We start from the raw sequence: 18,324 nt of genomic DNA on the forward strand, positions 1-18,324 counted from the left end.
GTTCTCCATTCGTGGTGGGTGAGAGGTGAAGGTGATCAGCGGGCGAAGGGGAGGGACGCGGCGAGGCGGCGGCCGTAGTCCGAGATCGCCCGGCCCACGGGCAGACGCTCGGCGTCGTAGCGGGCGAGGGCGCGGCCGAGCGGCAGTGCGTCGAGCAGGGCGCTGAGCGCGATGGCGTCGCCGGCCGCCTTGGCCGCCCCCATCGCCGTGTGCGGGCGCACCACGACGGCGGCGTCGCCGAGGAGCGCCACCCGGCCCTGGGTGAGCCGCGGCGGCACGTAGTCGAAGATCGCCTGGAGGAACGGGCGCGGCTCCGCGGCCACGGCGTCGGCGAAGGGCGGCGGGAGCTCCCGGGCCGCGGCCGAGACGAGGTCGTCGCGGAGGGGTGAGGGCAGCTGTCCGGGAGCGAGGGACACGTCGGTGGCCGGACGGCCGGCCGACTCCATCAGGGCGGCGAGGGCATCCGGAGCCATCGGACGGTACCAGACCCAGTTGTAGCGCCGATCGCCCCGCGTGATCTCGCCCGCCGGGCCGGGCACGAGGTAGCCGAGCATGTGCGAGCGCGGGCCGGTGAAGAAGCCGAAGCGCTCGAGCAGCACCGAACCGGCGGCGGCCGGCAGCGCCGACTCGGGCACCAGACCGCGCCAGGTGACGTAGCCGGCGGGGGAGTTCGCGGTGCGCCCGGGAGCGACGGCCTCGCGGACGACGGAGCCGAGGCCATCGGCGCCGATGACGAGGTCGAACGCCTCGCGCCGGTCGCCGTCCAGCTCGATCACGGCCTGCTGCTCGGTGCCGTGCACCCTGCGCACCCGGCTGGCGAGCCGGTACGCGTCCCTCGGCACCGCCGCGCGGAGCACCTCGTAGAGGTGATCCCAGGAGAGCTGGGTCTGCGGGGTGGGATCGCGGTGCACGACGGCGCCCTCGCGGTCCAGCGTGATGCGCTCGTGGGCGACCACGCCGACCCGCCCGGCGTCGTCGCGGCCGATCAGGTGCAGCAGCTCGATTAGCTCCTGCTGCGCGACGAGGCCCGCTCCGCGCCGCGCGAGGCCGTGCTCCGACCGCTCGAAGACGGTGACGCGGTGGCCGGCCCTGGTCAGCAGGGAGGCGGCGAACAGGCCGCCGATCGAGCCGCCGACGACCGCGATGTCCAGGCGCGGCGGGGTGCCGGGCGTCGTGGTCATTCCAGGCGGTCGGTGTCGCGAGCCGAACCGTGGTCGCCTGGGCCGTCGTGGTCGGCGCCGTGGTGGTCGGAGCCGTGGTGCTCGTGGTGCTCGCCGCGGCGGCGTCCGCCGTAGCGACGGCCGGCCTCGACGGCCTCCTCCTTCGAGCGGAACGGGCCGCTCGTGTTGCGCGACTCCCCGGCCTCGCGGTTGTACCAGGACCCGTCCTGGTGGTAGGTCTCGACGTCGTCCTGCGACATGGTTCCTCCTTCATCGGAGGCTCCTGTCTACCCCGCGGGACGGGCTGCGTCTTCCGACCGTCGTCGGAAGAGCGTGCACACCCCGGCGGGCCGGACGGAACGCGCTCTGGACTTCGGGGCCGGCTGTCGCGAAGATCGACGCATGAGCACCGCACGCACCCCGACCGGTCGCCGCGAGCCCCGTGGCGGGGCCGACGCCCTCGTGCTCGAGCGGGCGTTCCCAGATGCGGCCGAGACGGTCTGGGCCGCGATCACCGAGCCGGCCCGCCTCGAGCGCTGGATCGGCACCTGGTCGGGTGACCCGGCCACCGGCACCGTCGACTTCGCGATGACGGCGGAGGGCGAGGACGTCCCCGCCGAACCGGTCGAGGTCTCGGTGTGCGAGGCGCCGTCACGCCTCGCGGTGAGCCTCGGCGAGGGCTGGCGCCTCGAGCTGACACTCGCGGCAGCCGCCCCGGGCACCGTGCTCACCTTCGCCCACCTGGTCGACGATCCCGCCGCCATGGCCGACGTGGGGCCCGGCTGGGAGTACTACCTCGACCGGCTCACGGTCGCCCTCGCGGGGGGCGAGGTGGCGGACATCCGTTTCACCGACTACCACCCCGCCCAGTGCGACTACTACCGGGAGCTCTTCGAGAGCTGACCCGGTGCGGCCTCAGCGCTTCGTGACGCGGTGCAGCCAGCCCGCGGCCGGCCGCTGCTGCTCGCCCTGCTGGGCGCCCATCACGATCAGGGTGCCGGTGAGCACCGGGATCACCCACTGCAGCACGCCCTTCAGGGTGCCGCCGAACCAGGCGGCGAGCCCGACATCGTGGAGGGAGCGGCTTGACGCGGCCGTCGGCAGGGCGCATCGTCCGGCGCCTTGTCCGGGTGCCCCGCCCGGGCCGATGTCGGTGGTGCCGGGTAGGAAGAGGTCATGACCTCCGCCGTGCGCACCGCGCCGCTCGTCGACATCCGGCGCATCTACGCCGAGCCGGCGGCGCTCGAGCTGCCGCGCGGCCGCGACGTCGTCGACCGCTGGCCGGGCGCCGAGATCGTGCCGGTCGAGTCGCACTGGCAGATCCCCGAGGTGCACGGCGACGAGGCGAACGTCGCCCGGTGGGTGCGCATCAAGACCGAGGCGCTCGTGCTCGGCGTGAAGAAGTCGCTGGTCACCCGGCCCAACGGGCGCTCGGCCGACTTCATCGCCCCCTCCACCGCGAACGGCTGCGCCATGGCCTGCGCCTACTGCTACGTGCCCCGCCGCAAGGGCTACAGCAACCCGGTCACCGTGTTCGCGAACATCGAGCAGATCACGGCGCACCTCGCCCGGCACATCCACCGGCAGGGGCCGAAGACCGAGGCGAACCAGTGCGACCCCGAGGCGTGGGTCTACGACATCGGCGAGAACAGCGACTGCTCGGCGGATGCACTGCTGACCGAGAACGTGCGGGAGCTGTGCGAGCTGTTCCGCATGTCGCCCACGGCGAAGGCCTCGTTCGCGACGAAGTACGTCAACCGCGAGCTGCTGGAGTGGGACCCGATGGGCCGTACGCGCATCCGCTTCTCGGTCATGCCCGACGAGACGGCGAAGCTCACCGACATCCGCACCACCCCGGTGGCGGAGCGCATCGCAGCGATCAACGACTTCGTCGACGCCGGGTTCGAGGTGCACCTGAACTTCTCGCCGGTCATCCTCACGTCCACCTGGGTGGCCGACTGGAGCGCGCTGCTCGAGCGGCTCGACGACACGCTGCACGAGCGGGCGAAGGCGCAGCTCGCGGCCGAGGTCATCCTGCTCACGCACAACGAGCGGCTGCACGAGGTCAACCTCGGCTGGCACCCCAGAGCCGAGCAGCTGCTCTGGCGGCCCGAGCTGCAGGAGCAGAAGCTGTCCGAGAACGGCGCGGTGAACGTGCGCTACCGGCGGGGGCTCAAGGCGGATGCGGTGGCCCGCTTCCGCGCGCTCGTCGCCGAGAAGCTGCCGTCGTGCCGCATCCGGTACGCGTTCTGATGGCGGGCGACGAGCGCCAGCCACCGGCCGCGGGTGCGGCTTCGGCCGCGGTGTCGACTTCGGGCGAGGTCGCGGGCGCGCGCACGCGGTGGGTGTTCGCGGGGCAGCTGGGGCCGCTGTTCGACGACGGCGGCCCGATGATGATCGTCGAGGCGCGGTCGGTCTTCGGGCGGCGGCCGATGCACAGGGCGAAGGCCCACCTGCTGCTCTCGGCGATGCGGCACCGTGCCGCCGAGCTCGGCGAACGGGTCGAGTACCACCGGGTCGAGCGCTACTCCCAGGCGGTCGACGGCCACGACGACCTCGAGGTGATCGACCCGACGAGCTGGGCCGCCCGTCGCTTCGTGCGCCGCCGCGGCATCGTGGTGCTGCCGAGCCGGGGCTTCGTCACCTCCGAAGCCGACTTCGCCGCCTGGGCCGCGACACGGGCGGGCAAGCGACTGCTGATGGAGGACTTCTACCGCACTGTGCGCGAGCGCACCGGACTGCTGATGCGCGGTGATCAGCCCGAGGGCGGCCGCTTCAACTACGACCACGACAACCGCACCCCGCCGCCGAAGAACGCGGCGCGACTCGGCCTGCCCGACCCGTGGTGGCCGGTCGAGGACGAGATCGACCAGGAGGTGCGCGCCGACCTCGACGCGTGGCAGCGCGACGGCCACGTCACCCTCGTCGGCGACGACGGGCCGCGGCGCTTCGCGGCCACGCACGCCGAGGCCGAGCACGCCCTGGCCGACTTCGTCGAGTCGCGCCTGAACGACTTCGGCCCCTTCGAGGACGCCATGCTCGACGGGGACTGGACGATGGCGCACTCCCTGCTCAGCGCCCCGATGAACCTCGGCCTGCTCGACCCGCTGCAGGTGGTCGAGACGGTCGTGGCCGAGTACCACGCGGGCAACGCCCCGCTGTCGAGCGTCGAGGGCTTCACCCGGCAGATCATCGGCTGGCGCGACTACGTCTGGCACCTCTACTGGCATCTCGGCGAGGGCTACCGCACCGGCAGCAACGCGCTCGGGGCGCATCAGCCGCTCCCGGAGGCCTTCCGGCACCTCGACCCCGCGGCCATCGAGGCGAACTGCCTGCACGAGACCATCGACGGCATGCGGCGGCACGGCTGGGCCCATCACATCCAGCGGCTGATGGTGCTCGGCAACTGGGCGCTGCAGCACGGCTACGACCCGGTCGCGCTGAACGACTGGTTCGTCGACATGTTCGTCGACGGCACGCCCTGGGTGATGCCGGCCAACGTGATCGGCATGTCGCAGCACGCCGACGGCGGCATCGTCGCCACGAAGCCCTACGCCTCGGGCGGGGCGTACATCGCGAAGATGTCCGACTACTGCGGCAGCTGCGTCTTCGACCCGAAGGTGCGCCTCGGTGAGAACGCGTGCCCGTTCACCGCGGGGTACTGGGCGTTCCTCGACCGGGTCGAGCCGCGCATCCGGGGCAACCACCGCATGGCGCAGCCGCTCGCGGGGCTCCGCCGGCTGGCCGATCGCGATGCCGTCGTCGACCAGGAGCGGCACCGCGAGCGATGGTGAGCTCGCCGACCCGGTAGCCTCGGCTCAGCGTGCGACGACGGACGATCGAAAGGGACGCAATCGATGACCTGGCCCACCGGTGAGATGCCCGTGCTGCGGATCGAGCCGGGGCGGGTGACGCCCGGCACCGCCGCCGTGCCACCCGAGCGCGCGGGTGAGGTGCTCGTCGAGGTGGCGTTCCTCGGCATCTGCGGCACCGACCTCGACCTGCTGCGGGGCGACAGCTACTTCGTGCGGGAGGGGCTAGCCGAGTATCCGCTGATCTTCGGGCACGAGTTCACCGGCACGGTCGTCGCCGTGGCCGACGGGGTCGAGGCGGTGGCGCCGGGCGACCGGGTGGTCGGGCAGACCGTCGTGACCTGCGGCGCGTGCGCGCCGTGCCAAGCCGGGTTCCGCGACGGCTGCGAGCACCGCCAGGAGGTCGGGCTGGTGGGGCGGCAGGGGGCGGCGGCGCGGTACGTGTCGATGCCGTCCACGTCGGTGACGCGGCTGCCCGAGGGGGCCTCGCTCGCGGAGGCGGTGCTGATCGAGCCCGGGGTGACGGCGGTGAACGCGGTCGTCAGCACGGGCATCCGCTTCGACGACCGCGTCGCGGTTCTCGGCACCGGCACCCTCGGCCTGCTGGCGCTCGCGGTCGCGCTGCGCGTCACCCCGCACGTCGACGTGATCGGCTCGAGCGAGGCCGGCCTCGCACTGGCGCTCGAACTGGGCGCCGAGCGGGCACTGCGAGCGGATGCGGTGGTCGCCGATTCCTACAGCGTCGCCATCGAGGCGGCCGGCCGGGCGAGCGGGGTGGCGATGCTCGGGCGCATCCTCCGCCCCGGGGGTCGCGCGGCGCTGGTGGGCGTCGTGGCGGGCGGCGTGCCCGACTTCGATCCGGCGCCGATCACGATGAAGGGCCTCACCGTGCACGGCATCTTCCACGGCCTCGACCACTACGGGCGGATGGCCGAGCTGATCGCCACCCCCGGTTTCCCGGCGCCGCAGCTGATCGACCGGGTGCTGCCCTGGCACGAGGCCGAGGCGGCGTTCGCCGCGCTCACCGCGGGGGAGCGGCGCCGGCCGAAGGTGCTGCTCGACCTCACGACGATGCGCTGACCGCCCGGGTGCGCTGACCGCCGCGATGCGCTGACGGCCGCGGTGCGCCGACGGCCGCGGCGCGCGGGGCGCCGCTAGGTGCCGGGCCCTACTCCTCGATCGCGCCGCCGAGCCGGCGGAGGTGCTGCCGGAAGGTGATCCCGGTGCGGTCGCGATCATCGAGGTAGGCGGCGAAGCGGGTCTGCTCGCGCAGGGACGTGCCCCCGTGCATCCGCTCGGCCTGGCCCCGCTCGGTGTCGCGGATGCCCGCCGCGACCCCCGCCACGTCGCTTGCGGCCGCGCGCGGCACGAGCACGATGCCGTCGTCGTCGGCCAGTACGAGATCGTCGACCGTGACGAGGTGCGAGCCGAGCCGCGCCGACAACAGCGCCTCAGGCGCCTGCGGGTCGAGCCGCAGCGGCCCGGTCGGCAGGCTGCCGGCGCTGAACACCGGGAGTCCGATCTCGCGCAGTTCGGCGGTGTCGCGATGGAGGCCCCAGATCACGATCGCGGCGAGACCCGCCTGCGCCACCTCGAGGGCCACCAGGTCGCCGACGCAGGCCTCGTCGTCGCGCCCGCCGTTGTCGACGACGAGCACCTCGCCGGGCCGGGCCAGTGTGAGCGCCTCGAGGAAGACGTCGACGCTGCCCGAGTGCCGTACCGGTCGCGCGGGCCCGGCGACCCGGCGCCCCGGCAGCAGCGGCCGGACCCCGGGCGGCGCGCACCGCACCGGCAGCCCCAGCCGCACGAGCGCGTCGGCGACGTGGGCGGTGGTGAGCTCGCCGAACGCGGTGGAGTCGGAAGCAGGGACATCGTCGACGGCCATCACGGCCCTCCTCGGTTCGCTGGGGTGCGGGGTGCGGGGTGCGGGCTGCAGGGTGCAGGGTGCGCCCACGCTATCGGCCCGCCCATTCCGGACCGGGCATGCAGACCCGGATTCAGGATCGGGAAGCGGGCCGGGACCGGCGGTCGCTAACGTGGGGGGCACGACGAAGGGCGGTGCGCGATGAGCGCAGCACAGGACGGCGGCTTCTCCGCCGAGGAGCGCGCGGCGATGAAGAGCCGGGCGGCCGAGCTGAAGGCCGAGGCCCGCAGCGGCAAGGCCGCCGAGAAGGCCGCGGCCGAGAAGGCGGCGGTCGAGGCGAAGATCGCCGAGATGCCCGAGCCGGATCGGGTGATGGCCGAGCGCCTGCACGCGCTGGTCGTCGAGGCGGCACCCGCGCTGCAGCCCAAGCTCTACTACGGTCAGCCCGGCTGGGCGAAAGGCGGAAAGGTGGTCGTCTTCTTCCGCAGCGGCCTGATGGACAAGGCGCGCTACTCCACCCTCGGCTTCAGCGAGAACGCGACCCTCGACGACGAGACGGGGCTCTGGCCCACCTCCTACGCCCTCGAGCGCCTCGACGACGCCGCGGCGACGCGCATCCGCGACCTGATCGTCACAGCGGCCTCCTGACCCCTGGCACCGGCCTGCTCTACCCTGAAGGGGTGGCGCACCGGTGCCGCACGAGCGACGGGAGACCCATGGCGCACCGCATCTTCCAGACCCCGTTCGCGGCCGTCTACCCGCACTACCTGGCGAAGGCCGAGCGCAAGGGTCACACGAAGGCCGAGGTCGACGAGGTGATCCGCTGGCTGACGGGCTACGACCAGCAGGGTCTCGACCGCGCCGTCGCCGAGCAGACCGACTTCGAGACCTTCTTCGCCGAGGCGCCGGCCCTGAACCCGAACGCCCCGCTCATCACGGGCCTGATCTGCGGCATCCGGGTCGAAGAGATCGACGACCCGCTGATGCAGCGGATCCGGTGGATGGACAAGCTGGTCGACGAGGTCGCCCGGGGCAAGAAGATGACCTCGATCCTGCGGAGCTGACCGGGTGACGAACCCCGCCCCGCCGTTCCCCGCCGCCCGCCCCGCCCGGCGCCCGCCGCCCGGCTGGCCGTTCTGGCTCGCATTCGCGCTGCTGATCGTGCCCGGGCTGATCGCCCTGTCGGCCCTCGGCGCCGCCCACGACGCCGCGGTCGACCGCCTCGCCCAGGTGCGCGACGTGGTCGACCGGAACGTCGTGGTCACGGGCACCCTCGTCGACGTCGAGACGAACTCGGGCCTGCCGACGAACCAGGGCCAGTACGAAGCGCTGATCCCGGATGCGCGGGGCGGCCCCGGCACGACCGTGACGCTCGGCGGCGACGACCACTGGGGCTTCCCACCCGACCCCGACCACCCGGCCCGGCTCGACTTCCTCGTGGTGCTCGACGACCCGCCTCACGCGGTCGCGCACGGCACGGTCGGCACGGTCGCCGCGGTCACCCCCGCCACGGTGGCGGACGCGGAGCAGGGCGTCGACCGCACCCGCGTCGTCTGGATCGTGGCGGTGGTCGTCTTCTGGGCCGCCGTCGTGACGCTGCCTGCGCTGGCCATCCTGTTCTCGGTGCGCCGCCGCCGGGCGCGTGCCACAGAGCGATGGGCGCCCGTACCGCGCCTCTGAGGGAGCACCCGCACCCCTGCACGCCTACGAGCACCGGCTGGTGAGCTGACGGGCGAACGGCAGGAGCCGACGACTCAGCGCGCCCAGCCGAGGTCGCGCAGCCAGGCGGCGGCCTCGTCGGGCCAGCGGGACGGCAGCCCCGAGCCCTCGGCGAGGCCGAGCCCGTGCGCGCCGGACGGGTGGACGTGCACCGCGTGGGGCACCCCCGCCGTCGCGAGCGCCCGGGCGAGGTCGTAGACCGGGCGCACGTCGACCGCCTCGTCGTCGGCGGTGTGCCAGACGAAGACCGGGGGAGAGGCGGGCGTCACGAGCAGCTCGAGCGAGGTCGCCCGCCGCAGCTCGTCGGACGCGTCCTCCCCGAGGAGCACGTCCCGCGAGCCGCTGTGGCTCGGTGCCACCATCGACACCACCGGATAGCAGAGGATCGCGAGGTCGGCGACACCCCCCGGCTCGCCCTCCTCGGGTGCCAGGGCGGCGAGACCCGCGGCGTGGCCTCCGGCGCTGAAGCCCAGCACCCCGACCCGTGAGGCGCCGTCCGCGCGCACCCGGCGGATCTCGGCGCGCACCGCCTCGAGCGGCCCGGGGTGCTCGGTCAGCACCGGGTAGCGGAACACGCTCGACGCCACCCCCACCCCGCGCAGCCACTCGGCCACGGGCTCGCCCTCGTGGTCGGCGAGCATGCGGTAGCCGCCTCCGGGCAGCACGATGACGTGGTTCTCAGGCATCCGACCACGCTAGCCCAGCCGCGCACGACGGGGTCCGCATCCGCCCGGGGTGTGCTTCAATGAGATCAGTCGGCGCTGACCCCTGTTCGAGGGTGGCGCCGTGGGTAGGCGTCGGTCATCGAAGGGGATGCACGGTGACAGCTTCAGGGGCGGGCGGCGCGGGCCGCGCGGGTCTCGTCGACTTCGTCCGCCGAGCCGGCCAGACGACCCGGCGGGCGATCGCCGAGCACACGGGGCTCTCCCGAAGCGTCGTGGCGCAGACCGTCTCCGAGCTGATCGAGCGAGGGCTCCTGGTGGAGCGCAGCCCGGCCGCCGCGACGAGGCGGGGCCGTCCGACCGCGGTGCTCGAGCTCGCCCGCCAGCCCGGCGTGGCGCTGGCCTTCGACATCGGGCACCGGCACGTCACCGTCGCCGTCGCCGATCTGGGTGGCCGCGTGGTGGCCGAGCCCCGGATCGACCTGATGGTCGACGACGGCGCGGCCCCGACCATCCGTGCGCTGCGCCGGCTCACCACCCACGCGCTCGCCCAGGCGGGAGCAGCCGTCGGCGACGTGGCCGCCCTGGGGGTGTCGTTCCCCTACCCGGTGCTGCGGCCGAGCGGTGCCGTCCGGGCCCCGGCCGCGCTGCCGGGCTGGCAGGGCGTGACGGCCGAGACGGTGCGGCCGGCCGGCTTCACGGGGCCGATCGTGGCCGACAACGACGCCAACTTCGGGGCCTGGGGCGAGCGGATGCACGGCGGCGCGGCCCTCGACGACATGCTCTACGTCAAGCTCGGCGACGGCATCGGCGCCGGCCTCGTGGTGGGCGGGCGGCTGCTCGCGGGGGCGCGCGGCACCGGAGGGGAGATGGGCCACATCCAGGTCGAACCGGGTGGCCTGCTGTGCCGTTGCGGCGGGCACGGCTGCCTCGAGACCGTGGTCGCCGCGAGCCTGCCCGACGAGCACCTCGCCGGGCTCCGCGTCGGGCGCGCCATCGCCCAGCTGTGCACCTTCGTCGACACCTCCACCGTCGTGCTGGGCGGGCGCTTCGGCGCCGCCGGCGGCGCGCTCGTGCAGGGGGTGCGGGAGGCGGTGGCGCGGTTCTCGCCTCCGGGGGAGTCACGGGTCGAGGTGAGGGTCGCCGCGCTGGGTGCGCGGGCGGAGCTGGTGGGCATCGTCGACCGCACGGTGTCGGCGGCGTGGGCATCCGGAACCGCACTGTCGGGATCGACGGGGCATTCGTCCTGGGACCGGACGAATTCACCGGCTGTACTGGAGCATCCGTTCAGAGGCGAACGGGTGTCGTAGGTCATGAAGGAGTGACAGTGCCCGCAGTCGGTCAGAGGTCCGCCGCCATCCGAGAATCCCGACGTCGGCCCTCGCGCCCCCGGCTCGCCCGCGGTGCTCTCGCCGCCGCTCTCGTCACCGCACTGCTCGGTGCCGGGCTCGTCGCCGGAGGCGGTGCCGCCGCCGGAGCCGCGGAGCCCGACCTCGCCCGCTCGGGCACCACCACCGCCTCGGCCTCGCAGAACGACAAGGACGGGGACTTCCCCGCCTCGAACGCCACCGACGGGAACGACAGCACCCGCTGGGCAAGCGGCAACGGCCCCGACGAGGACACGACCTTCACCGCGAGCCTGACTAGCGACCTCGGCTCGGTGGCGACCGTCAGCGGTGTCACCATCACCTGGGAGGCCGCCTTCGCGGCCGCGTACGACGTGCAGGTCGCGACCTCCGCGCCCGAGGACGAGGCGAGCTGGAGCACGGCCGCCTCCGAGACCGCGGGCGCGGGCGGCACCGAGGAGGTCGTCTTCGACGCCCCCGCCCAGGCCCGCTACGTGCGGCTCGCGATGCTGAAGCGCACCGCCGCCACGTGGGAGGCGCCGGTGCTGCATTGGTACGGCTACTCCGTCTACACCTTCGCCGTGCACGGCACTGTCGCGGTGCCGACCGCCGGCTTCGACCGCCAGACCGTCGACGTGGCCGCCGGCTCCGACGCCGTGCTCGACGTCACGCTGAACAGCCCCGCCGACACCGATCAGACCGTGCGTGTCACGAGCACCGACGGCAGCGCCGTCGCGGGCACCGACTTCACGGCGGTCGACCAGCTCGTCACCGTACCGGCCGGCGAGACCTCGGCCGCGGTCACGATCCCGACCGTGTCGCAGGGGCCGCTGACGCCCGTGCGCACCTTCACACTGCAGCTCTCCGACCCGTCGGACGGGATCACGCTCGGCTCGCGGGACACCGCCGTGGTGAGCATCCGCCCCACCGGCGAGCTGCCGAACGACGGCCCCCGCACCGTGCTGCACGATTTCGAGTCGGGCGTGCCGGCCGGTTTCACCACCTGGTCGAGCACGGATGCGCTGAAGCCCGTTCTGACGACGGCCGCCGATGACACCGTGCCCGGCGCCGCCACGGACAACCAGGTGCTCGTCGCGACCGTGTCGGGCGAGCCGACCGCGTCGGACTGGTTCGGCTTCACGAACGACACCGCCGCGAGCGACTGGTCGGCCGCGGACGGCTTCGGCTTCTGGTTCCTCGGCACCGGCAGCGACCGAACCCTCGGCTACGAGGTGAAGTCGGACGGAAAGCTGTTCGACCGCACCGTCGTCGACGACAGCGTCGGCTGGCGCTGGATCGGCGTGCTCTTCACCGAGCTGCGCGTCAAGGGCTCGCCGGACGACCCGGCGCGCTTCGACCCCTCGGCCTCCACCGGCTTCGCCGTCACCCTCACCGGGCTCGGCGCCGGAACCTGGACCTTCGACGACGTCGCCGTCTTCGAGCGCGTCACGACCCTGGAGGACTTCCAGGGCGACGTGCCGCTCAGCACCTCCGCCGACCCCGTCGGCTTCTTCACCTGGGGCTCCTCCGAGGGGCTCGCCAGCATGGCCGTGACCGAGCAGGAGCGCGGCGACGTGCCGGACAACCGGGTGCTGTCGGGCGACTACCTGATCCCGTCCGGTGGCTACGCCGGCTTCAGCGACAACCTCGCCTCGTCGCAGGACTGGAGCAGCTACCAGGGCATCCGGTTCTGGTGGTACGCCTCGCAGGCCTCGAACCCGGCCTCGCCGACCGCCGGCGACGACATCAAGGTCGAGCTGAAGGACGGCGGCCCCGACGGCGAGCACTCCGAGCTCTGGACCGCCACGTTCAAGGACAACTGGGGCAGTTCGACGAGCCGCTGGAAGCTGGTGGAGCTGCCGTTCAGCGCGTTCTCGATCGGCTCGTACCAGCCGGGCAGCGCCGAGACCCAGAACGGCTCGCTCGACCTGACGAGCGCCTGGGGCTTCGCCGTCACCTTCACCCCGGGCAAGGCGACCAGCACCGGCTGGGCCGTCGACGACGTCCAGCTCTACGGAACCCCCGAGCAGGCGGCGAACCTCACCATCGGCACCTCGGAGGCCGTCTACCTGCTGAACCCCGGCGACACCGCCCAGGTGGGCGTGACCGTGTCGACCTCGAACGGTGAACCGCTCGACCAGGCCGTCGCGGTCGACTACAGCCCGGGTGCGGGCACCGCCGAGATCGGCACGCACGTCGCGGAGTTCGGCGGCACCCTGGAGTTCCCGGCGGGAACCGCCTCGGGCGAGACGAAGAGCTTCGACGTGACAGCCCTGCCCGCCGGTGCCTCGGGAGACCAGGCCCGCTCGGTGCCGGTGGTGCTGGACGCCGACGGCGCGCAGCTGCCGCCGGACGCGCCGAAGGTCGTCGTGAACGCCTACGGGCTGCCCTACCTCGACGAGTCGCTGCCGACGGCGGCGCGGGTCGACGACCTGATGGGCCGGATGAGCCTCGCCGAGAAGGTCGGCCAGATGGCCCAAGCCGAGCGGCTCGGCCTGACCTCTCCGAGCCAGATCGCCGACCTCGGGCTCGGCTCGATCCTCTCGGGTGGCGGATCCACTCCCGCCGAGAACACCCCGGAAGCGTGGGCCGACATGGTCGACGGCTTCCAGGCCGAGGCGCTGTCGACGGCGCTGCAGATCCCGCTGCTGTACGGCGCCGACGCCGTGCACGGGCACAGCAACGTGCTCGACGCGACGATCTTCCCGCACAACATCGGGCTCGGCGCCACCCGCGATCCCGCCCTCGTGCAGACCCTCGCCGAGGACACGGCGATCGAGACGAAGACCACCGGTGTCAACTGGGCCTTCGCCCCGTGCCTGTGCGTCACCCGCGACGAGCGCTGGGGCCGCAGCTACGAGTCGTTCGGCGAGGACCCGGCGCTCGTCACCGCGTTCTCGGAGGCCGGCATCGTGGGCCTGCAGGGTGAGGACCCGACCGACAAGTCCGCCGCCGACGAGGTGCTCGCGACCGCGAAGCACTGGGTCGGCGACGGCGGCACCGAGTACGACGCCTCGAAGGCCGGCAACGGCTACCCGATCGACCAGGGCCTCACGATCTCGCCCTCGCTCGAGGACTTCAGGACGACGCACGTCGACCCCTACCTGCCGGCCATCGCCGCCGGGGTCGGCAGCATCATGCCCTCGTACTCGGGGGTCGACATCGCCGGGTCGGGTGACGTGCGGATGCACGAGAACTCCGCTCTGAACACCACCCTCCTGAAGGGTGAGCTGGGCTTCGAGGGCTTCCTGATCAGCGACTGGGAGGGCATCGACAAGCTGCCCGGCGGGACGTACGCCGAGAAGGTCGTGCGCTCGGTCAACTCCGGACTCGACATGGCGATGGCGCCGTACAACTTCGGCGCCTTCATCACGAGCGTGACCGACGCGGTGACCACCTCGCACACGATCGAGCAGAGCCGGGTCGACGACGCGGTGCGCCGCATCCTGACCCAGAAGTTCGAGCTCGGCCTGTTCGAGAGCCCGTTCTCCGACCGCAGCGAGGCCGGTGCCTTCGGCGGCGCCGACCACCGGGCCGACGCCCGCGAGGCGGCCGCCGAGTCCCAGGTGCTGCTGAAGAACGACGACGTGCTGCCGCTGGCCGACGACGCCTCGCTCTACGTCGCCGGCTCGAACGCCGACGACCTGGGCAACCAGATGGGCGGCTGGACGATCTCCTGGCAGGGCGCGTCGGGCCCCACGGCGACCACCGGCACGAGCATCCTCGAGGGCATCCGCGAGGTGGCTCCGGATGCGGCGGTCACCTTCTCCGAGGACGCGTCGGCCCCGATGCAGGCCGGCCAGGTCGGCGTCGTGGTCGTGGGCGAGACGCCCTACGCCGAGGGGCAGGGCGACGTCGGCAACAACGGGCACAGCCTGTCGCTGACCGAGGCCGACCGCACGAGCATCGACCGCGTCTGCGCGGCGATGGACTGCGTCGTGCTCGTCGTCGCCGGCCGTACGCAGCTCGTCACCGACCAGCTGGCGGAGATCGACGGCCTCGTGGCCTCGTTCCTGCCGGGCAGCGAGGGCGCCGGCGTCGCCGACACCCTCTTCGGCGAGGTGCCCTTCACCGGCCGGCTGCCGCTGAGCTGGCCGGCGAGCGCGGAACAGGTGCCGATCAACGTGGGCGACGACGACTACCAGCCCCTCTACGCCTACGGCTGGGGCGAGCGGACGGATGCTCCGCGGGAGCGCCTCACCGCCCTCGCCGAGGCGCTCCCCGCCGACTCCGCCGCCCGGGCCACCGTCGAGGCGCTCGTCGCCCTGCCGGTCTGGACCGACGCCGGAGCGGTGACCGACTCCGACGAGGCGCGGGCCGCGGTGGCCCAGGCCGCCGCCGAGGCCGCGGCGGACCTGACCGGCACCGCCGCCTTCAGCCAGGCCGATCCGGTGGTCTCGGTGGTGCGTGATCTCGCCCAGGCGGCGATCGTCGCCGGCCGCGCGGTGACGGGCGACGCCTCCGCGGCCGTGACGGCGGACGCGGAGCACGTGCTGCTCGGCGGTGATCCGGTGCAGGCCGTGACGCTGCTCGCCTCGGTGTTCGGGGTGACGGTTGTCGACCCGGGCCCCGGCGAGGAACCCGGGGAGCCGGGCACGCCGGGTGACCCCGGAGCCCCCGGGCCGGGAACCGGTCCCGGCCAGGGCCAGGGCCCCGGCACGGGCGGTCCGGGCTCGGGCGAGGCCGGAGGCTCCGGCCCCGGCGGCGGGCTGGCCGCCACCGGAAGCCAGGCGGCCGTGGTCGTGCTGGCCGCGCTGCTGGCGCTCGGTGCCGGGGCCGGTCTGCTGCTGACCCGCCGTCGCCGGCGCCGCGCCTAGCGGAGGACGACGCCTCGGCGTCGCGCCGGCCGGGCCTAGCCCGCGTCCGGCGCGACGTCGATGAGCACCTTGCCCACGGTGCCCTGTTCGACGGCGTCGTGCGCCTCCGCGGTGCGCTCCAGCGGGAAGCGCGTGAGCGGGAGCCCGTTCTCCTCACCGACACCGAGGGCACCGTCGGACAGGGCGGCGGTGATGTCCTCCGCGGCGGCGGTCAGGGCATCCTGACCCACCGTGTAGAGCAGCAGGAACTGGTAGCGGGCGTTGATGGCGAAGTGGCCGCGCACGTCGAGGGTGACCTCGTCGCCGCCGTCGTTCGCGTACACCGCGATGCTGCCGTGGTTCGCGAGCACCCGGGCGTTCAGGCCCGCGTTCCGGGCGGGGGAGACCTCGACCACGAGGTCGACGCCGTCGGGCGCGGCCTCTCGGATGCGGTCGGCGGCGTCGTCGGTGCGGTAGTTCACGACGACATCGGCGCCGGCCGCCCGGGCGAGCTCGGCCTTGGCGTCGGAGGAGATCGTGGTGATCACGGTCGCGCCGGCCCAGTGCGCGAGCTGGATGGCGGCGTGCCCCACGGCCCCGGCGCCTCCCGCCACGAGCACCGTGCGGCCGTCCAGCGCGCCGGGCGCGAGCCTCGAGGGGCCGGACTCGTGCACAGTGAGCGCGCGGTGCGCCGTCATCGCCGGCACACCCATCGAGGCGCCGGCATCGAAGGAGGCGCTGTCGGGCAGTGGCACGACGCGCTCGACCGGCAGCACGGTGAACTCCTGCGCGGTGCCGCCCGGTCGCTGGTAGGCCGAGAGGAACGACCACACGCGGTCTCCGGGCGCAAAGGCGGTGACCCCGGGGCCGACGGCGTCGACGACGCCCGCCCCGTCCTGGTTCGGCGTCTGCTCGGCGGCGACGGCCGCGCCGCCGCCGCTGCGGTTCTTCCAGTCGGTGGGGTTCACGGCCGACACGACCACCCGCACGCGCACCTCGCCGGGTCCCGGTTCGGGCACGGGGCGCTCTTCCAGGCGCAGGACGTCGGACGGGCCGGTCTCGGAATACACGATCGCTCTCATGCCCTCATCCAACTCCCGGACGGGGCCGGTGCATTCCCCTTCAGGCGGCTTGCAGCACCCGCTCGGCCGTCGAGGCGGCGCGACGGCCCATCCGGCGGAGCTCCTCGGGGTCCCGTCCCATCCGGGAGAGCTGGATCAGCGCCTGCGACAGCGCGACGATCTGCGCCGCCGACAGCGCGAGCTCGCCCGGGTCGAGGGAGCGCGGCGCCACCGTGCCGAGGGCCCGGGCGACCGCCGCCTCCATCGCGTCGACGGTGCGGGAGCTGATGGCGGCGATCTCGGTGTCGGTGCCGAGCTCGGAGACGGTGTTCAGCATCAGGCAGCCGCGGCGATCCGGATGCGACAGGCAGTCGTCGACGATCGTGTCGAAGTAGGCGGCCACGGCCTCCCGCACCCCGGCGTGCGGCACGAGGAACACCGACTCCACGACGGCGGCCCGCCGGACGCAGTAGCGGCGGTAGGCGGCGAGGAAGAGACCGCGCTTGCTGCCGAAGGCCTGGTAGAGGCTGCCGTTGGTGACCCCGGAGGCGGCGGACACCTCGCTGAGGAAGGCGGCCCGGTAGCCGCGCACCCAGAAGACCTCGATCGCGGCATCGAGGAGCGCCGCCTCGTCGAAGGCCCGAGCCCGTCCCATGCGCCCACGCTACCGGACGCGCGGCGGCACCTCGCGCCGTGCCACGATGGAGTGTGAGCGGGATGGATGTCGCGTGGCTGTCGGCCGACGCCGGAGCGGTCGAGTCGGCCATGGCCGCGGAGCGCCGCACGGCCCGCCCGCGCTGGCTGCCGAGCCGGCGGCAGCTGCTGGTGCACGTCAACACCTGCCTGCTGATCTGGTACCTCGCGATCGTGCTGCTCACCGTCGGGGTGCGGGTCGACACGGCGCAGGACGGCAGCGTGCGGGTCGCCGACGTCTGGACACTGGCGGGCGCCGCGATCGTGCTGGCGATCTGGCTCGCCGGCACCGTGCTGCTGCGCCGCTGGGCCGCCCGCCCGCCGTCGGCGCGCGCTCGGCTCGCCGAGTGGCGGCGCACGCTCACCGCCCTGGCCAACGGCTTCGAGCCGCGCCCCTCCCAGGGAGCCGGGTTCGCCTCGTTGATCACGACCGGCGGGCGACCGCTGTCGTCGGGCGGGCACGGCCGCGGGCCGGGCAGCCGCGTGACCGCCTTCCCGCGCTTCACCGCCCCCGGGATAGAGTTCGGCACCCTGCGGGGCGGCGCCGCTCGCCCGGGCGACCGCTGGACCTACCTCACCGTGACGCTCCCGGCGCCGCTGCCGCATCTCGTCCTCGACGCCACGGCGAACGACCGTCTGCTCGAGTCCGACCTGCCGACCGGGGTCGACCGCAGCCAGCTGATCCGGCTCGAGGGCGGCTTCGACGCGCACTTCCGCGTGTACTCGCCGGTCGAGTACCGCACCGGTGCCCTCTATGTGCTCACCCCCGACGTGATGGCGGCGCTGATCGACGACGCCTCGGCCTTCAACGCCGAGATCCTCGATGATCGGCTGGTGCTCTTCCGGCTGGGGGCCGCCTCCGACTTCGACGACCCGGCGGTGTGGCGGGCCGTCGGGGCGCTCCTCACCGGGGTCGTGCCGCGCATCGTGCGGAAGGCCGAGCGGTTCTACGACGAGCGGGTGCCCGGGCAGGAGACGCCACGGCTGCTCGCGCGCCTCGAGGCCGAGCGCGAGCATCCGGAGCTGCCCTGGATCGAACCGGTGCCCCGGATCGGACCCGACGGGCGCCGGCTCGCCCTGCGCGACGGCTGGAGCGCCGCGAAGGCCCTCGCGGGCGCGGTCGGCTGGTTCGCCCTGCTCGTGCTGCTCTACCCGGTGCCGGGCATCTTCGCCTTCGGCGGGCTCATGTCGATCATCGACGGGCGGTAGGG

16 protein-coding genes are annotated in these 18,324 nt (G+C 73.7%); 10 read left to right on the top strand and 6 right to left on the bottom strand.

The window, feature by feature from the left end; all coding sequences use genetic code 11:
* Nucleotides 1-35: 35 nt before the first annotated feature.
* Both HQQ85_RS01935 and HQQ85_RS01940 read right to left on the bottom strand, forming a co-directional pair.
* Nucleotides 36-1,181, bottom strand: a complete 1,146-nt coding sequence (locus tag HQQ85_RS01935) for an FAD-dependent monooxygenase (RefSeq protein WP_173180821.1) — start codon at nucleotides 1,179-1,181, stop codon at nucleotides 36-38.
* Nucleotides 1,178-1,420, bottom strand: a complete 243-nt coding sequence (locus tag HQQ85_RS01940; RefSeq protein WP_173180822.1) for a DUF2188 domain-containing protein — start codon at nucleotides 1,418-1,420, stop codon at nucleotides 1,178-1,180. Before HQQ85_RS01940 ends, HQQ85_RS01935 begins: the two co-directional genes overlap by 4 nt.
* A 142-nt stretch (nucleotides 1,421-1,562) precedes the next feature.
* On the opposite strand from HQQ85_RS01940, the gene HQQ85_RS01945 reads away from it, so the two are divergent.
* The 4 genes from HQQ85_RS01945 to HQQ85_RS01960 all read left to right on the top strand — a co-directional run bounded on the left by HQQ85_RS01945 (nucleotide 1,563) and on the right by HQQ85_RS01960 (nucleotide 6,052).
* Nucleotides 1,563-2,063 carry an SRPBCC domain-containing protein gene (locus HQQ85_RS01945; protein ID WP_173180823.1) on the top strand — a complete coding sequence of 167 codons (501 nt, stop codon included), beginning with the start codon at nucleotides 1,563-1,565 and terminating at the stop codon, nucleotides 2,061-2,063.
* A 273-nt stretch (nucleotides 2,064-2,336) separates the two neighbouring features.
* Complete coding sequence (locus HQQ85_RS01950; protein WP_173180824.1) at nucleotides 2,337-3,413, top strand: spore photoproduct lyase family protein; 1,077 nt, start codon at nucleotides 2,337-2,339, stop codon at nucleotides 3,411-3,413.
* Nucleotides 3,389-4,954, top strand: coding sequence for a cryptochrome/photolyase family protein (locus tag HQQ85_RS01955; protein ID WP_371741725.1), 1,566 nt, complete (start codon nucleotides 3,389-3,391; stop codon nucleotides 4,952-4,954). The genes HQQ85_RS01950 and HQQ85_RS01955 overlap by 25 nt, the downstream gene beginning before the upstream one ends.
* 63 nt (nucleotides 4,955-5,017) lie before the next feature.
* Entirely contained in the window at nucleotides 5,018-6,052 is a 1,035-nt protein-coding gene (locus HQQ85_RS01960) for a zinc-binding dehydrogenase (protein WP_173180825.1), read from the top strand.
* Nucleotides 6,053-6,140: 88 nt separating this feature from the next.
* On the opposite strand, the gene HQQ85_RS01965 is transcribed toward HQQ85_RS01960, so the two are convergent.
* On the bottom strand, nucleotides 6,141-6,857 hold the full coding sequence (locus HQQ85_RS01965; protein ID WP_173180826.1) for an RraA family protein: 717 nt from the start codon (nucleotides 6,855-6,857) through the stop codon (nucleotides 6,141-6,143).
* 180 nt (nucleotides 6,858-7,037) lie between these two features.
* Between HQQ85_RS01965 and HQQ85_RS01970 the strand changes: the two genes are divergently transcribed.
* The 3 genes from HQQ85_RS01970 to HQQ85_RS01980 all read left to right on the top strand — a co-directional run bounded on the left by HQQ85_RS01970 (nucleotide 7,038) and on the right by HQQ85_RS01980 (nucleotide 8,516).
* Complete coding sequence (locus HQQ85_RS01970) at nucleotides 7,038-7,484, top strand: DUF1801 domain-containing protein (protein WP_173180827.1); 447 nt, start codon at nucleotides 7,038-7,040, stop codon at nucleotides 7,482-7,484.
* Nucleotides 7,485-7,552: 68 nt separating this feature from the next.
* Nucleotides 7,553-7,900, top strand: a complete 348-nt coding sequence (locus tag HQQ85_RS01975; RefSeq protein ID WP_173180828.1) for a DUF2200 domain-containing protein — start codon at nucleotides 7,553-7,555, stop codon at nucleotides 7,898-7,900.
* 4 nt (nucleotides 7,901-7,904) lie between these two features.
* On the top strand, nucleotides 7,905-8,516 hold the full coding sequence (locus HQQ85_RS01980) for a hypothetical protein (protein WP_173180829.1): 612 nt from the start codon (nucleotides 7,905-7,907) through the stop codon (nucleotides 8,514-8,516).
* A 74-nt stretch (nucleotides 8,517-8,590) separates the two neighbouring features.
* Here HQQ85_RS01980 and HQQ85_RS01985 read toward each other — a convergent pair whose 3' ends face one another.
* Entirely contained in the window at nucleotides 8,591-9,241 is a 651-nt protein-coding gene (locus HQQ85_RS01985; RefSeq protein ID WP_173180830.1) for an alpha/beta hydrolase, read from the bottom strand.
* A gap of 134 nt (nucleotides 9,242-9,375) precedes the next feature.
* Here HQQ85_RS01985 and HQQ85_RS01990 point away from each other — a divergent pair, with 134 nt between their 5' ends.
* Nucleotides 9,376-10,527, top strand: coding sequence for an ROK family transcriptional regulator (locus tag HQQ85_RS01990; RefSeq protein WP_173180831.1), 1,152 nt, complete (start codon nucleotides 9,376-9,378; stop codon nucleotides 10,525-10,527).
* A 17-nt stretch (nucleotides 10,528-10,544) separates the two neighbouring features.
* Entirely contained in the window at nucleotides 10,545-15,380 is a 4,836-nt protein-coding gene (locus tag HQQ85_RS01995; protein WP_173180832.1) for a glycoside hydrolase family 3 N-terminal domain-containing protein, read from the top strand.
* Nucleotides 15,381-15,415: 35 nt separating this feature from the next.
* On the opposite strand, the gene HQQ85_RS02000 is transcribed toward HQQ85_RS01995, so the two are convergent.
* Nucleotides 15,416-16,441 (bottom strand): NADPH:quinone reductase, encoded by a 1,026-nt coding sequence (locus HQQ85_RS02000; RefSeq protein ID WP_173180833.1) that lies wholly within the window; start codon nucleotides 16,439-16,441, stop codon nucleotides 15,416-15,418.
* Nucleotides 16,442-16,481: 40 nt separating this feature from the next.
* The gene (locus tag HQQ85_RS02005; protein WP_173180834.1) at nucleotides 16,482-17,075 is read right to left on the bottom strand and encodes a TetR/AcrR family transcriptional regulator; all 594 of its coding nucleotides are present in this window, start codon (nucleotides 17,073-17,075) and stop codon (nucleotides 16,482-16,484) included.
* Between the two features lie 62 nt (nucleotides 17,076-17,137).
* Between HQQ85_RS02005 and HQQ85_RS02010 the strand changes: the two genes are divergently transcribed.
* Nucleotides 17,138-18,322, top strand: a complete 1,185-nt coding sequence (locus HQQ85_RS02010) for a hypothetical protein (protein WP_173180835.1) — start codon at nucleotides 17,138-17,140, stop codon at nucleotides 18,320-18,322.
* Nucleotides 18,323-18,324 lie beyond the last annotated feature (2 nt).

Source organism: Herbiconiux sp. VKM Ac-2851, assembly GCF_013205105.1.
Taxonomy (GTDB): domain Bacteria; phylum Actinomycetota; class Actinomycetes; order Actinomycetales; family Microbacteriaceae; genus Herbiconiux; species Herbiconiux flava.

Excerpts from the sequence above, each read along its gene's own strand:
- HQQ85_RS01940 (WP_173180822.1), bottom strand. The coding sequence starts at position 1,420 with ATGTCGCAGGACGACGTCGAGACCTACCACCAGGACGGGTCCTGGTAC.
- HQQ85_RS02010 (WP_173180835.1), top strand. The coding sequence starts at position 17,138 with ATGGATGTCGCGTGGCTGTCGGCCGACGCCGGAGCGGTCGAGTCGGCC.
- HQQ85_RS01935 (WP_173180821.1), bottom strand. The coding sequence starts at position 1,181 with ATGACCACGACGCCCGGCACCCCGCCGCGCCTGGACATCGCGGTCGTC.
- HQQ85_RS02000 (WP_173180833.1), bottom strand. The coding sequence starts at position 16,441 with ATGAGAGCGATCGTGTATTCCGAGACCGGCCCGTCCGACGTCCTGCGC.
- HQQ85_RS01985 (WP_173180830.1), bottom strand. The coding sequence starts at position 9,241 with ATGCCTGAGAACCACGTCATCGTGCTGCCCGGAGGCGGCTACCGCATG.
- HQQ85_RS01975 (WP_173180828.1), top strand. The coding sequence starts at position 7,553 with ATGGCGCACCGCATCTTCCAGACCCCGTTCGCGGCCGTCTACCCGCAC.
- HQQ85_RS02005 (WP_173180834.1), bottom strand. The coding sequence starts at position 17,075 with ATGGGACGGGCTCGGGCCTTCGACGAGGCGGCGCTCCTCGATGCCGCG.
- HQQ85_RS01970 (WP_173180827.1), top strand. The coding sequence starts at position 7,038 with ATGAGCGCAGCACAGGACGGCGGCTTCTCCGCCGAGGAGCGCGCGGCG.
- HQQ85_RS01960 (WP_173180825.1), top strand. The coding sequence starts at position 5,018 with ATGACCTGGCCCACCGGTGAGATGCCCGTGCTGCGGATCGAGCCGGGG.
- HQQ85_RS01950 (WP_173180824.1), top strand. The coding sequence starts at position 2,337 with ATGACCTCCGCCGTGCGCACCGCGCCGCTCGTCGACATCCGGCGCATC.
- HQQ85_RS01945 (WP_173180823.1), top strand. The coding sequence starts at position 1,563 with ATGAGCACCGCACGCACCCCGACCGGTCGCCGCGAGCCCCGTGGCGGG.
- HQQ85_RS01965 (WP_173180826.1), bottom strand. The coding sequence starts at position 6,857 with ATGGCCGTCGACGATGTCCCTGCTTCCGACTCCACCGCGTTCGGCGAG.